Origin of the sequence: Streptosporangium becharense, from assembly GCF_014204985.1 — a bacterium.
GTDB classification, from domain to species: Bacteria; Actinomycetota; Actinomycetes; order Streptosporangiales; family Streptosporangiaceae; genus Streptosporangium; species Streptosporangium becharense.
On record NZ_JACHMP010000001.1, the window covers coordinates 3,176,350 to 3,189,221 of the forward strand.

General features: G+C 67.9%; 13 protein-coding genes and 1 tRNA gene. 9 read left to right on the top strand and 5 right to left on the bottom strand.

What is annotated here, in order from left to right:
* Positions 1–545: 545 nt before the first annotated feature.
* A complete protein-coding gene (locus F4562_RS13595) occupies positions 546–1,259 on the bottom strand; it encodes a creatininase family protein (protein WP_184538115.1) in 714 nt (237 codons plus the stop codon).
* Entirely contained in the window at positions 1,256–2,587 is a 1,332-nt protein-coding gene (locus F4562_RS13600) for a helix-turn-helix domain-containing protein (protein ID WP_246473426.1), read from the bottom strand. Before F4562_RS13600 ends, F4562_RS13595 begins: the two co-directional genes overlap by 4 nt.
* A 317-nt stretch (positions 2,588–2,904) precedes the next feature.
* On the opposite strand from F4562_RS13600, the gene F4562_RS13605 reads away from it, so the two are divergent.
* The 9 genes from F4562_RS13605 to F4562_RS13645 all read left to right on the top strand — a co-directional run bounded on the left by F4562_RS13605 (position 2,905) and on the right by F4562_RS13645 (position 10,174).
* Entirely contained in the window at positions 2,905–3,255 is a 351-nt protein-coding gene (locus F4562_RS13605; RefSeq protein ID WP_184538113.1) for a hypothetical protein, read from the top strand.
* A gap of 429 nt (positions 3,256–3,684) precedes the next feature.
* Positions 3,685–4,416 carry a GntR family transcriptional regulator gene (locus F4562_RS13610; protein WP_184538111.1) on the top strand — a complete coding sequence of 244 codons (732 nt, stop codon included), beginning with the start codon at positions 3,685–3,687 and terminating at the stop codon, positions 4,414–4,416.
* 122 nt (positions 4,417–4,538) lie between these two features.
* Positions 4,539–4,964 (top strand): plasmid replication, integration and excision activator, encoded by a 426-nt coding sequence (locus tag F4562_RS13615; RefSeq protein WP_184538109.1) that lies wholly within the window; start codon positions 4,539–4,541, stop codon positions 4,962–4,964.
* Positions 4,961–5,287 (top strand): hypothetical protein, encoded by a 327-nt coding sequence (locus F4562_RS13620; RefSeq protein ID WP_184538107.1) that lies wholly within the window; start codon positions 4,961–4,963, stop codon positions 5,285–5,287. Before F4562_RS13615 ends, F4562_RS13620 begins: the two co-directional genes overlap by 4 nt.
* Positions 5,288–5,369: 82 nt before the next feature.
* Complete coding sequence (locus tag F4562_RS13625) at positions 5,370–6,794, top strand: FtsK/SpoIIIE domain-containing protein (RefSeq protein WP_184538105.1); 1,425 nt, start codon at positions 5,370–5,372, stop codon at positions 6,792–6,794.
* A complete protein-coding gene (locus tag F4562_RS13630) occupies positions 6,791–6,985 on the top strand; it encodes a hypothetical protein (RefSeq protein ID WP_184538103.1) in 195 nt (64 codons plus the stop codon). Before F4562_RS13625 ends, F4562_RS13630 begins: the two co-directional genes overlap by 4 nt.
* Entirely contained in the window at positions 6,982–8,715 is a 1,734-nt protein-coding gene (locus tag F4562_RS13635; protein WP_311733813.1) for a replication initiator, read from the top strand. The genes F4562_RS13630 and F4562_RS13635 overlap by 4 nt, the downstream gene beginning before the upstream one ends.
* Positions 8,712–8,966 (top strand): excisionase family DNA-binding protein, encoded by a 255-nt coding sequence (locus F4562_RS13640; RefSeq protein ID WP_246473427.1) that lies wholly within the window; start codon positions 8,712–8,714, stop codon positions 8,964–8,966. Before F4562_RS13635 ends, F4562_RS13640 begins: the two co-directional genes overlap by 4 nt.
* Positions 8,966–10,174, top strand: a complete 1,209-nt coding sequence (locus F4562_RS13645; protein WP_184538101.1) for a tyrosine-type recombinase/integrase — start codon at positions 8,966–8,968, stop codon at positions 10,172–10,174. Before F4562_RS13640 ends, F4562_RS13645 begins: the two co-directional genes overlap by 1 nt.
* Positions 10,175–10,225: 51 nt before the next feature.
* On the opposite strand, the gene F4562_RS13650 is transcribed toward F4562_RS13645, so the two are convergent.
* The 3 genes from F4562_RS13650 to cysS all read right to left on the bottom strand — a co-directional run bounded on the left by F4562_RS13650 (position 10,226) and on the right by cysS (position 12,758).
* A tRNA-Thr gene (locus tag F4562_RS13650) sits at positions 10,226–10,298 on the bottom strand.
* A 72-nt stretch (positions 10,299–10,370) separates the two neighbouring features.
* Complete coding sequence (gene rlmB, locus F4562_RS13655) at positions 10,371–11,339, bottom strand: 23S rRNA (guanosine(2251)-2'-O)-methyltransferase RlmB (protein ID WP_184537996.1); 969 nt, start codon at positions 11,337–11,339, stop codon at positions 10,371–10,373.
* A 21-nt stretch (positions 11,340–11,360) separates the two neighbouring features.
* Entirely contained in the window at positions 11,361–12,758 is a 1,398-nt protein-coding gene (gene cysS / locus F4562_RS13660) for a cysteine--tRNA ligase (protein WP_184537994.1), read from the bottom strand.
* Positions 12,759–12,872: the final 114 nt, after the last annotated feature.

Genomic DNA, 12,872 nt, shown 5'->3' on the forward strand with positions numbered 1-12,872 from the left:
AGCTGTTCAAACTATTCACCGCCGTGGCTTTCATGCTGGGGGCATCTTTCGCGCGTACTCAGGGCACCATGCGCGCTGCACGGTTGATCCAGACGATCTTGACGATGGGCCTCTTGGCGCTGGTTGGAAGTCGGTCTTCGATCAGGATTCGTCCCTCTACGAAAGTGATTGGCGCGCGGCGATACTACCGCAGAGGGCATTGGGTGAATGCTCCGAGGAAGAGAAAGTAGTTCCACTGATAGATCCTGCCCGCCAGCATGGTGGATGCGGTGACAGGCATGGCGTCTTCTCATCGCTCCTCTCTAAGCAGCCGTGGCATCTTGGCGGCGGTGCGGCCCACATGCGGCGGCCAGTGGCCGGGTGCGGCGGGTGCGGGGTGCGGCGAGCGGCCCGAAGTCCCGCGCCGGCCGGGACCGGCCTCCAGGCCGCATGCCCGGACGGCTGGCGGGCGGCGGGCCGTGCGGCGGCGCGCCGCGCCGCCGCCTTGATACCCATGAGAACAATTCGGCAGTGACTCAGGTCGTGATCGGCTGGTGTGCCGTTGCTCAGGACTTCGCGAAGAGATCCAGCACGTCAGCGAAGCTCTTGGTCAGACTGTCGAGCAGCACTTCGCCTTTTTCGGCAGTGGCCAGAGATGGGCGGCCGATGACTCCGCTGTCGGTGTAAGCCTGCATGCCCTTGGTCAGCAGGTGGCGACGGTCGTCGGCGATCCAGTCGGCGGAGTGGTAGCCGGGACGGATCACTTCGGGGCAGGCGTGGAGTAGGAGGGAGGTCTCCAGTTCTCCGGCGTGCATGTCCTCGTGCATGGAACTGGTGAGCTGTGCGGCGGCTCGGGCTTCGTTCCAGTCCTCGCGCGAGGGGAACAGGGCCATGCGGCGGCCTTCGGCGTTGCCCTCCTGGACGACGTTGCTCAAGACGTAGTTGCCGCCGTGGCCGTTGACGACGACCAGGGCCGCAGGGCCGGAGCGGGTGACGGAGTCGTAGACGTCGGTGACGATCGCGTGCAGGGTCCGTGCGGAGATGCTGACGGTTCCCGGCCAGGCGCTGTGCTCGTGCGAGCAGGAGATCGTCACCGGCGGGAGCAGCAGGACGGGGTAGGCGTCGGCGATCTGGCGGGCTATCAGGGTCGCAACGATGGTGTCGGTGCTGAGAGGCAGGTAGTCACCGTGCTGTTCGAAGCTGCCGACGGGCAGGATCGCGACCTGGGCGTTGCGCTGTCGCTCCTCGGTGGTGGTCGCGGTGGGCAGCAAGGGGGTCACCGGGCTCCTTGTGGCTGGGGTGCTGGCAGGGAGAAGGATTCCGAGATGATGCCGAGCCTGGTGAGCAAGTCTGCCACGTAGGGGTCCGTCGACCACCTGGCCAGGTGACCGCGTAGCACGGTGAGCTGGCCGGCGACCCGGCTGGAGCGAAGGGCCTGCATGCGGGACAGGGCATCTTCGGTCACTGCGCAGGCTTGCTCATGCTCGCCCGCTATGGCGTAGGCGGTGGCCATGCGGGTCAGGAACAGGACATGGTCGCGTGCCTGGCTGGATTCGGGCCACTGAGATCTGCTGGCCTCGAATATCGCGATGGCCGCGGTGGCCTCGCCCAGCAGTACGCGGGTCGCGCCGGTCTCCATGGCGATGTAAGCGGGAGTGCAGTACGGGGCACGGTCGGTCTCGCTCTGGGTCATCCCTGCGGTGGCTTCGGCGAGGGCCGTCTCTGAATCACGAGCGGAGTCCGCGGCTTCTCCGAGATAGGCGTTCGCTGTCGCGCGGGTCCTCAAGATGACTGCTCTGAGCCGCGGCGTGAGGGCATCGGGGTTGGCCAACGCCGCGTTCGCCATTCCAAGGCCGTGGCCGTAGTCGCCGGCCTCGGTCGCGATGATGCTTTTGCGCATGAGGATGTAGGAGATGACGCGTTGGTCGCCCAGCTCCATCGCGTAGTCCAGGGCCTTGTTGGTCCACGTGGTGGCGCGAGTGAAATCACCCAGGTCCTGGTGCAGCCATCCGCAGAATTCCAGTAGCTCGCTGGCGAAACTCAGGGCTTCGGTGCGGTCGGCTCCCCGGGTCACCCGACAGACCTGCCTGACCACGGGCACCTGGTCCTGAACGGCGTTGATCAACAGGAGTGGTCCCATGATGGCCTCGGCCTGGATGTGACCGGTGAGGACGTGCCGGAGTCCGGAGATGACGGGGCGGCTGGACGCTCCGGTCAGACTGGCCAGGTACGGGGTCAACAGGCCCGTACCCGGTGACGGCACCGCTTCATCAGATGGTGGTGTGCGCTGGGGATGTGAACTGACAGCGGGAAGTCGTCGCGGTGCCAGGCCGAGAGCCAGCCTGGCGGAATCAGGCATGTTCAGGCCGTCGGCGACGCGCTCGAACACCTCGAACGAGGTGATCCTGACCGTCCCCCTCATGATCTCGCTGATCTTGCCCTGACTCAGACTCACGGCGGTGCCGATACGGGTTTGACTGACACCGGCGTACTGACGGATCAGTTGAAGCACCTGGCCGATATCGCGGTTTCGGAGAGCCTTTAGCATTTCGGGGCGCTGCCACAGTTCCGGCAGGATAACGACTGGTTTAGTCGCATCTGCTGGCATACGTGCTATCTCCCCTTGCTGCCTTGGCTTCCGAATATCCAACGCTTGCCGCTGCGAGTTATCCCGTCAAGGGATATCGACTATTCGGGGTAAGGATTCCGGCCTGGGATGGGTTGGCCGGCCCCTGATGACGAACCTTGACCCATGGTTGCCGAGGATGAGTCGACGGATCAGGGGTGCGGGACCTGCTGCGGCCGTGGCTGGCGGTGGATCCGTAGGAGTCGCGCCGATGTCGAGTGCCGCATTGACGGCCAGGTCGTAAAGCCGGTCCGCGTCGAGTGCTTCGACTGCCTGGGCTCTGGCGAGATGGCGGCCTGATGGGCGGGAATGAGATTCCGGCCATCAGCCGACAGAAAGCGATCACACCGGTGCGGGCGGCGCGGTTTCTGCGGGCTGAGTTGGCCGCGTTGAACATCGCCTCGGATGTTCATGACGGGTACGGGCTGGCGCTGGTGTCGGTCTGGTTCGGGCTGGTCGTGTGGACCGACGGCCGGGTATTTCGCTGGTGGGCCGGACAGGAGGAAGGGCTGGCTCGACGTCGGCGCTACGCCTTCTGCCCCGCGAATGATCCGGTGACAGCCGCGCGTCGTGTGGCCGATCGTTGCGTTGAGCTTCGCGAACAGGGGCCCGCCCCGGTTCCTGGCCCGACTGGTTGCGCTCCGCAGTGATCGAGCTGAGCGGCTGCCTGAGTCCACATGTGGCAATGCCGCAGCGTGATCACACACGGCTGGTCTGGCTGCCCCCTGACGGGCGGGGGGCACGTCTGCGGGTGATCACTTGGACTTGCCAGTGCCGGGCCACCCTGTACGAGCTGTGCCAGGCCGGAGGACAAGGGTTCATCCGCCGCACGCTCCAGCTGGACGGCAGTCCGGAAGTTCACGAGACCTATCGATGGCCGATCCGTGAGGCCAGCGATATATGGAGGGCGTTGCTCTCCGGTGAGGCCCGATAGGCGGGCGCGGCGGCACGGGTGGGCTTCGGCCTGGCGTGCCGCCGCGTCGCGGGGTGAGGGCTTCCTGTCGGGCGAAGGGCTTCGCATCTTTAACATGCGCTGATAGCCTGCTTGGCTAGACAAGCATGTTGAATGTGAGGCTTTAATGTCGTTTGAGTACACGCCTCCCAAGTACGCGCAGTTGATCGCCGAGCTTGAACGGCGCATCGACTCCGGCGAGTATCCGGCGGGCTCGCTACTGCCCAGCGAACACACGCTCATGGCGGAGTTCGGCATGGCGCGTCCCACGGTGGTCAAAGCCCTCGGCGTCCTGCGCGATCAGGGCTGGATCGTCACCCAGCAGGGCAAGGGCCGCTTCGTACGCGGTCGCCCGGCGATCCCCAAAGACCAGAAGGCACGTACGGGCCGTGAGCTCCTCGACCGGACAGAGACTCAGGCCGCGAGCAAGCTGCTGGCGGCCGGACCGGTGGAGGCTCCCAACCGCATCGCCGCCTACCTGGGCCTGGAGCAGAAATCCGCGGTCGTGCTGCGCAAGATCCTGGTGGAGCGCGACGGTGAACCCACTGAGATCTCCGCCACCTGGGTACCGGCCGATGTCGCCGAAGGTACGGCCCTGGCTGAGCCGGCCGATCTACGGCAGGGCATCCGGCGCTATGTGGAGAGTGCGGCCGGCGTCTCCCTGGATCACGTCATCGAGCACGTCACCGCCCGCAACCCCACGGCTGAGGAGCGCACACTGCTGGGCGTGAAGGACTCGGCCGCGCTGCTGGCCGTGTACGCCGTCGCCTGCGATGCGACGGGCAAGCCGTGGGTGGTGGTGGAGACCGTACTCCCCGGTGATCTTCACGAGCTGGAAGACGCCTACCCGATCCGGTAATCCAACTTTCCTCACGAAGCCCGCTTGGTGCACTTGACTAACCAAGCGGGCTTCGTGCTTAATGAAGAGGCAACTTGGTCAGTCAAGTAGTCTGATCAGCCAAGGAGAGGAGTTGTTGCGCTATGGCCATCCAGGGCCCCATTCCGATCCGTTTCGAGCAGGTCTTCCCGCACGGCTGCTTCATCGTCGGCGAGGTCGAGCAGGTCAAGGACTTCGACGCCTCGTCCAAGGGCCGCACCGTCTACGCCAAAGACAAGAACACCGGAGAGCTGGTGTGGCAGGTCGCGGTCATGGACGCTGACCCGACCGTCAAGGCCGGGCAGAAGACGGTCTCGGTCAAGATCCTGTCCCCGGTCCAGCCGACCGTTCCGGCTGCGCTGCCGGGTCTGCCGTTCGTGCCGGTGGAGTTCGACGGCATGACCGTCACCGCCTACGTCGCCCAGAACACCGGACGACTGGCCTGGTCCATCCGGGCAACCGCGATGCGCTCTCCCCGCACCGCAGGGGCTCCAGTCAAGGCTTCGGCCGGTAAGGACGTGGCGGCGTGAGCGAGCACCTGCCCTACACCCGCGCCGTGGTGACGCTCGACGAAGACGGCACCCGGCTCGACACCTCGTTTCGCACTCCGTACCTGTCGGTCATGGCGCTGGGCGCCGATGGCGGGCGGCCGTTCCTGCACCTGTCCTCCCGTGAGGCACAGGTGGTCGTCTCCACCACTGGCGGTGGACCGGTCACCGAACGGGACGTGGCCCTCGCCCGGCGGATCGCCGAGGCTGCCGCGCGCTACCTGGCCGACTGCGAGCGCCTCCACACCGAACAGTCCGCCAACCCCCAGCAGGTCGACGAGTCCGAGCAGGGCAAAGCGGCCTGACACGAAACGGGGCCGCTGGAACTGGCATTCCGGCGGCCCCTCGGTTCTCCCCAGACGCGAATCAAGAGAGGACTCAAGCCTAATGTTCAAAAAACTGCCCGGTGACGAGGCACGGACTCTCGTCACCACGACCCCCGATACCGCTGTGGTGTTCCGGCCGGCCGTGGTGCGTACCCCGGCCATCTTCACCGTCACCATCTTCCTGTGGCGGCTGCTGGCTGGAATCGTCCGGCTCATCTGGCGTCACCCGGTCGCGGTGGCCGTGCTCGCCGTCCCCGCTGTTCTCAGCATCCTGTACGGCTGGCGCATCGCCCTGGTCGCCGTCGCCGTTCCCGTCTCGCTGCTCGCTCCGTGGCCATTCTTCGATCGGGCCTCGTTCGACCGCTGGATGGGCTGGCGGCTGCTGGCCTGGTGGCGGCTGGTGTGGATCTACCGGCGGCACTGGCAATCGGTGATGATCGTCTCTGGTCTCGGCCGTCACCTCCAGGGCCGCGACTACCTGCCTCACATCATTCGCGTCACCTGCACCTCGTGGGCGGACCTGGTCACGGTGAAGATGATCAGTGGGCAATCGGTCAAGGACTGGGCCGACCGTATTGAGCACCTGGCCCACGGTTTCGGCACTACCTCCTGCCGGGTGACCGTCGCCCGGTCGGGCCGTCTGCTGCTGACCTTCCCTCGGCGTGATCCACTGGCCACCCCCTTACCCGCGCTCCCCATCCCCGAGACGCCCTCGGTCGGGCCGGTCGAGATCGGCCGGTGTGAGGACGGCACTCCCTGGCGGCTCAAGGTTCACGGCACCCATGTCCTGGTGGCCGGCGCCACAGGAGCGGGCAAGGGCTCGATCATCTGGTCCACCATCCGCGGCCTGCTGCCCGCCGTCCGCGCGGGCCTGGTCCAGGTCTGGGCGCTGGATCCCAAGCGCATGGAACTGTCCTTCGGCCGTGACCTGTTCGGCACCCGCTACGCCGCGAGCCCGGCCGACTGCGCCGATCTGCTGGAAGCGGCTGTGTCGGTCATGCAGGAGCGGGCCGACCGGTTCGCCGGGCTCCAGCGCAGCCACACGCCCACTGTTGATGACCCGTTCGTCCTGGTGGTCGTCGACGAGGTGGCGTTCCTGACCGCCTACCAGTCCGACAAAGGTCTGAAGCTGCGTATCTCGGCCGCGCTGGCGACGCTCACCACGCAGGGCCGTGCGGTCGGGTTCGGCGTGATGGCCGCACTCCAGGACCCCCGCAAGGAGGTCATGAACGTCCGCAACCTGTTCCCCGACAAGATCGCGCTCCGCCTGGATGAGTCCGAGCAGGTGGACATGGTGCTCGGCGACGGCGCCCGTGATCGGGGTGCGCTGGCTGATCACATCTCCCCGGTTCCCGAGCGGGGCGCCGGTATCGGTTACGTCCGGCTGGAGACCTCACCCGACCCGATCCGCGCCCGTGCCGGCTACGTCTCCGACTCCGACATCCGCGCCATGGTCGCCGACTTCGCCGAGGAGGCAAACAAGTGAAGATCATCATTCAGGGCACCCTCGCCGAGATCGACACGATCCCCTTCCGCCTCCTCGGTCCCCTGTCCGACTCCCCGCCACGATTTGAGCTGGTGCTGTCCAACCTGGTCAACATCCGGCTGCGCCGAGACCCCTACAGCTCGTCCTACCGGTTCACCGCCGACGTGCTCGCCCCAGAGGAGGACAGGTGACCGACACCCCCACCTCCCCATCCATCCCCTCCCCGGACGGCTCCGACCGCACCCTGCCCCGTCTGGTCCGCGAGACCCTGCCCCTGGCCCTGGATGTGGCCATCGAGGTGGCCAAGCTCAGCGGGGTGTGCATCCGCCCCATCGAGATGCGCCGCCTCGACACGCACACCGGCACGGTAGAAACCTTCAACATCCCGTGCGGCACCACCCAGGAGGCCAAGTGCCCGCCGTGCGCCAAGCGCAACCAGCAGCTGCGCCGCGCCCAGTGCCGGGAAGGCTGGCATCTGGACCACGAGCCCGTCGCCGAGCCCCACCCCTCCACCGAGGATCAGCGGTGGCTGATCGAGTTCCGCGCCGACGTGCAGGCCAAACGCGATGCGGCCGAACGTGATGGCGAGGACACCGCCGACTGGGACGCGGCCATCGAGAGCATCGACGCGGAGATCAACGCCGCCGGAATGCGCGGCACCGTCACCGGCGGCCGGGCCACGCCCCGCCGCTCCCGCTCCACCCGGCGCCGCCAGGACGCCCCGGACCTGCCCAAGCGCGCCAAGCAGAACACCACCCTGGGCCGGACCTTCATCGCCCCGGACGGGCGGGTGTATCGGCCGTCGCTGTTCGTCACCCTCACCCTGCCCTCCTACGGCAAGATCCAGTCCGGGCGCGGGGTGCCGGCCGACCCGGCCAGCTACGACTACGCCCGAGCCGCCCGCGACGCGCTGCACTTCGCCAAACTGGTCGATCGGTTCGTGCAGAACCTGCGTCGGGTGGCCGGATACGACGTGCAGTACTTCGCCACCGTCGAACCCCAGAAGCGCCTGGCCCCGCACCTGCACATGGCCATCCGCGGCACCCTGCCCCGTGCCGAGATCAAGGCCATCGCCGCGGCCACCTACCACCAGGTGTGGTGGCCGGCCGTCGACGAGGTCCGCTTCGACGGCCAGCACCTGCCGGTCTGGACGGAGCGGGCCGACCTGCCCGACGGGGCCGCCTACCCGGACGGGCAGGCCGGCGACTACCTCGACCCGGCCACCGGGGAGCTCCTGCCCACCTGGGACCAAGCCCTCGACCGGCTCGACGCCGACGAGGACGCCGAGCCCCTGCACGTGGTGCGCTTCGGCCCCCAGGTCGACGTCCAAGGTCTCGTCGCCGGATCCCCGGACGCCCACACGCGCATCGGCTACCTGACCAAGTACCTCACCAAGAACCTCGGCGACCCCCTCGACCCCGACGACCCGTCCACCGACGACCCGGCCCGCCGCGACCACGCCGCCCGGATGGTCGAGGCGCTGCGCTACGAACCGTGCTCGCCGACGTGTGCCAACTGGCTGCGCTACGGCATCCAGCCCAAGGGCGCCAAGGCCGGGATGGTGCCAGGCCGGTGCAAGGGCAAGGCACACAAACCCGAACACCTCGGCTACGCCGGACGCCGCGTCCTGGTCTCCCGCAAGTGGTCGAACAAGACCCTGCGCGAGCACAAGGCCGACCGGCGGGCCTGGGTGCTCGACATGCTCGGCCTCCCAGACGACACCCCTGCCGACCCGCACCGCTACGTGTGGCGGCCGGTCTCGGCCAAGGACCCGACCCGCACCCCGCTGGCCAAACGCCTGCTGCGCGAGGTCGCCAACCGCCAGCGCACCCGTGCCCGCCTGGCCGAACTGGAAGCCAGAGCCGACGGCAGACCCGTCCCGGATCTTTCGGCAACTCCGGCCCTGGGGGTGGCCGCATGACCCGGAAGACCGGCCAAGAGCCCGTCTCGATGCTTCCGGAGTCGGCGCGGGGCCGGCTGCTGACCGTCGAAGAAGCCGCCGAACGGCTCAACACCTCGATCCGCTTCCCCCGGCGCCTGATCGAGGAACGCCGGATCACCTTCGTTCACGTCGGCCGCAACGTCCGCATCCCCGAAGCGGCCCTTGAGGCGTTCATCGCCGCCGGGGTCGTCGAACCGGTCACCACCACACGACGCAGGAGGGCCGCGTGATGGCCAGGACCGCTGTCGCCACCCCCGAGGAAGAGCCCCAGCGCTCCCCCAAGAGCAAGCCCAAGAGGCGCTTCGGGCGCGTTCGGCAACTGCCCTCCGGCCGGTTCCAGGCTCGCTACCCCGGACCTGACGGCGTGGATCGTCCCGCCCCGGAGACCTTCGCCACCAAGAAGGATGCCGAGCGGTGGCTCGTGCTGAAGGAGGCCGAGATCCAGCGGGGCGACTGGATGAGTCCAGAAGCGGGCAAGGTGACCTTCGCCGCCTACGCGGCCGAGTGGATCGATGATCGCGTGCTGAAGTACCGGACGGAGCTGCTGTACCGGGGGCTTCTGAAGAACCACCTCGTTCCGGCTTTCGGCAACCGCCACCTCGCCGACATCAAAGAGGCCGATGTGCGACGCTGGCGCAAGGAGAGGCTGGCCGTGGTCGGGCAGTCCACGGTGGCCAAGGCGTACCAGCTCCTCAAATCGATCATGGGTACGGCGGTGGCGGACGAACTGATCCGTAAGAATCCCTGCCGCATCAAAGGCGCCGGCATGCCGGATACCCCGGAACGGCAGACCGTCCCGATGACCAAGGTCATAGAGATCGTGGAAGCGGTTCCGGAGCGATACCGGGCGCTCGTCCTCCTGGGCACCTTCGCGAGCCTGCGATGGGGTGAACTGGTCGGGCTCCGCCGCACGCACCTCGACCTCGACCGGGGGTTACTCCGGGTCTCCGGCGCGCTGGTCGAGATCGGGGGCGGCAAGGTCATGGAGGACACCCCCAAGTCTCGGGCCGGTCGGCGGGTGGTCTCCATTCCCCCGGAGATCATTCCCGAGCTGCGCGTGCACCTCGACATGTTCGCCGAGACGGAAGAGAACGGGCGCGTCTTCACCGGCCCCAACGGTGGGCCGCTGAAGCATTCCGGATTCCGCCGGACGTGGAACAAGGCCCGGTGGGGCGTGGGGCTTCCCGATCTCCACTTCCACGATCTCCGCCATATCGGGAACACCCTGGCCGCCTCCACGGGGGCGAGCCTCAAAGAGCTGATGTCGCGCATGGGGCACTCCTCCACCCGGGCGGCGCTGATCTACCAGCACGCCAGTCAGGACCGGGACAGGGCCATCGCGCGGGCGCTCGGAAAGGCGTTCACGAGAGCTCAGACCAACGGGCATGAGAAGTCATCGGGCACGCAGCGGGCACGGAAGATCATAAAGTTCGGCTGAAAAGCAGAAGGCCAGGCCCCCGGATACCGGGTGACCTGGCCTTTTACTTCGAGCCGACGAGGGGAATCGAACCCCTGACCTACAGTTTACAAGACTGTTGCTCTGCCGATTGAGCTACGTCGGCACGGTCGCCTAGGAAGTGTAGTCGTCTCACCCGCCATTCGTCACGGAGATAGGCCGTTACGACCGCGAACGGTCAACGGCGGCGGTGACGGGACGTCTCGTAGAGGGCGACTCCGGCGGCGACACCGGCGTTGAGCGATTCCGCCGCGGCGTGTATCGGGATGCGGACGACCAGGTCGCACGACTCGCGGACCAGGCGGGACAGGCCCTTGCCCTCCGAGCCGATGACGATGACCAGGGGGCCGTCGAGGAGGTTGGCCTCGGCGATCTCGACCGTGCCCTCACCGTCCAGACCGATCACGAACAGGCCGGCCTCTCGGTACTCGCGCAGGGTCGCGGTGAGGTTGGCCGCTCGGGCGACCGCCATGGAGGCCAGCGTGCCGGCGGAGGTCTTCCAGGCGCCGCCCGTCACCCCGGCCGAGCGGCGGGACGGGATGACCAGGCCGTGTGCGCCGAAGGCGGCCGCAGAGCGGGCGATGGCGCCGAGGTTGCGGGGGTCGGTGACCCCGTCGAGGGCCACGATCAGCGGCACCTCCGCCGCTTCCTGGGCGAGGTTGACCAGGTCGTCGGGGTGGGCGTATTCGTACGGCGGGATCTGCAGGGCCAGACCCTGGTGGATGCCGCCCTCGGTGAGACGGTCGAGCTTCTCCCTGCTGACCTCCAGCATCGCGATGCCACGGTCGGCGGCGATGCGCAGGGACTCCTTGACCCGGTCGTCGCTGTCGATGCGCTGGGCGACGTAGAGCGCGTTGGCGGGCACCGAGGCCCGCAGCGCCTCCACGACGGGGTTGCGTCCGCCGATGTACTCGGGCGCGTCGTCGCCGCGCTTCGGGCGGACCGCGGAGCGCGGGGAGGAGGACCTGCCGGTCTGCTCCTCGCGCTCGATCCGCTGAGCGCGCATCTTGTCCTTGTGCCAGTGCCGCATGTGCGCCGGCGGGGTGGCACCCCTGCCCTCCAGGCCCCGGCGGACGTTCCCGCCGGTGCCCTTGGTCGGACTCTTCTTCTTCGCGGGTCGCCCGGACCCCTTACCCCCACCAGCCATGGTCTCTAGGGTAGGGGGCTTTTACCGCGCCAACTCCCAGCGGGGACCCTGGGGGGTGTCCTCCACGTGGATCCCCGCGGCGGCGAGCTGGTCGCGGATGCCGTCGGCCGCCGTGAAGTCCTTGCGTGCCCGCGCCGCCTGCCGCTGTTCCAGGGCCACGGCCACCAGCGCGTCGACGGTGGCCCGCAGGCCGCTGTCGCCGCCGGAGGCGCGCCACTGCTTCGAGCGCGGGTCGAGGCCGAGGACGTCGAGCATGTTCTGCGTCTCGGCGAGCAGCCTGGCCACCTGCTCCTTGTTGCCCTGCGCCAGCGCGACGTTGCCTTCCCGGACGACCTCGTGCACCACGGCGAGCGCCTGGGGAGTGCCCAGGTCGTCGTCGAGGGCGTCGGAGAACGCCTGGGGCAGCGGGGCGTGCGCGTCGACGTCGTGGATGACCTCCGCCGCGCGGGTGACGAAGCCCTCGATGCGCTGGTAGGCCGCGGCGGCCTCCAGCAGCGCCTCCTCCGAGTAGTCGATCGAGGAGCGGTAGTGCGGAGCGGCCAGGTAGTAGCGGAGCTCGACCGGGCGGACCTTCTTGATGACCTGGGGGATCAGCAGGGAGTTGCCGAGCGACTTGCTCATCTTCTCCGCGCCGATCTTGAGCATGCCGTTGTGCATCCAGTAACGCGCGAAGCCGTCGCCGGCCGCCTGCGACTGGGTCAGCTCGTTCTCGTGGTGCGGGAAGATCAGGTCGACGCCGCCGCCGTGGATGTCGAAGGTGGAACCGAGGTACTTCGTGGCCATGGCGGAGCACTCCAGGTGCCAGCCGGGACGGCCGCGACCCCACGGCGTCGGCCAGCTCGGCTCGCCGGGCTTCTCGCCCTTCCAGAGCGCGAAGTCGCGGGGGTCTCTCTTGGCCGAGTCGGTCTCGGTGTCGCCCGCGGCCCGCATGTTCTCCAGTTTCTGGTTGGAGAGCGAGCCGTAGCGGTCGGCGTAGGACACGACGTCGAAGTAGACGTCCCCCTCGGAGGCGTAGGCGTGGCCGGCGGCGATCAGCCGCTCCATCAGCTCGATCATCTCGGGCACGTGGCCGGTGGCCCGCGGCTCGACCGTCGGCGGCAGGCAGCCGAGCACGTCGTAGGCCCAGGCGAAGGCACGCTGGTTGCGCTCGGCCACGACGAACCACGGCACGTTCTCGTCCGCCGCCACCCTGATGATCTTGTCATCGATGTCGGTGACGTTGCGGCAGAAGGTCACGTCATAGCCGGAGCGGATCATCCAGCGCCGCAGCACGTCGAAGTTGACGCCCGAACGGATGTGCCCGATATGCGGCGGAGCCTGCACGGTGGCACCACACAGGTAGATGGAGGCCCGGCCGGGTTCGGCCGGGACGAATTCGCGGACCGTACGTACGCTGGTGTCGTATAGGTGCAGGCTCACGAAGGAAAGGCTAACGCCTCACCCCGCCTCACAAGCCGAGTTGTGCGACGTTGAAGGACCTGAGTACGGCTTTTTATGGGCATCCAAGGCGAACGTCCCCCATATCCGCAGACA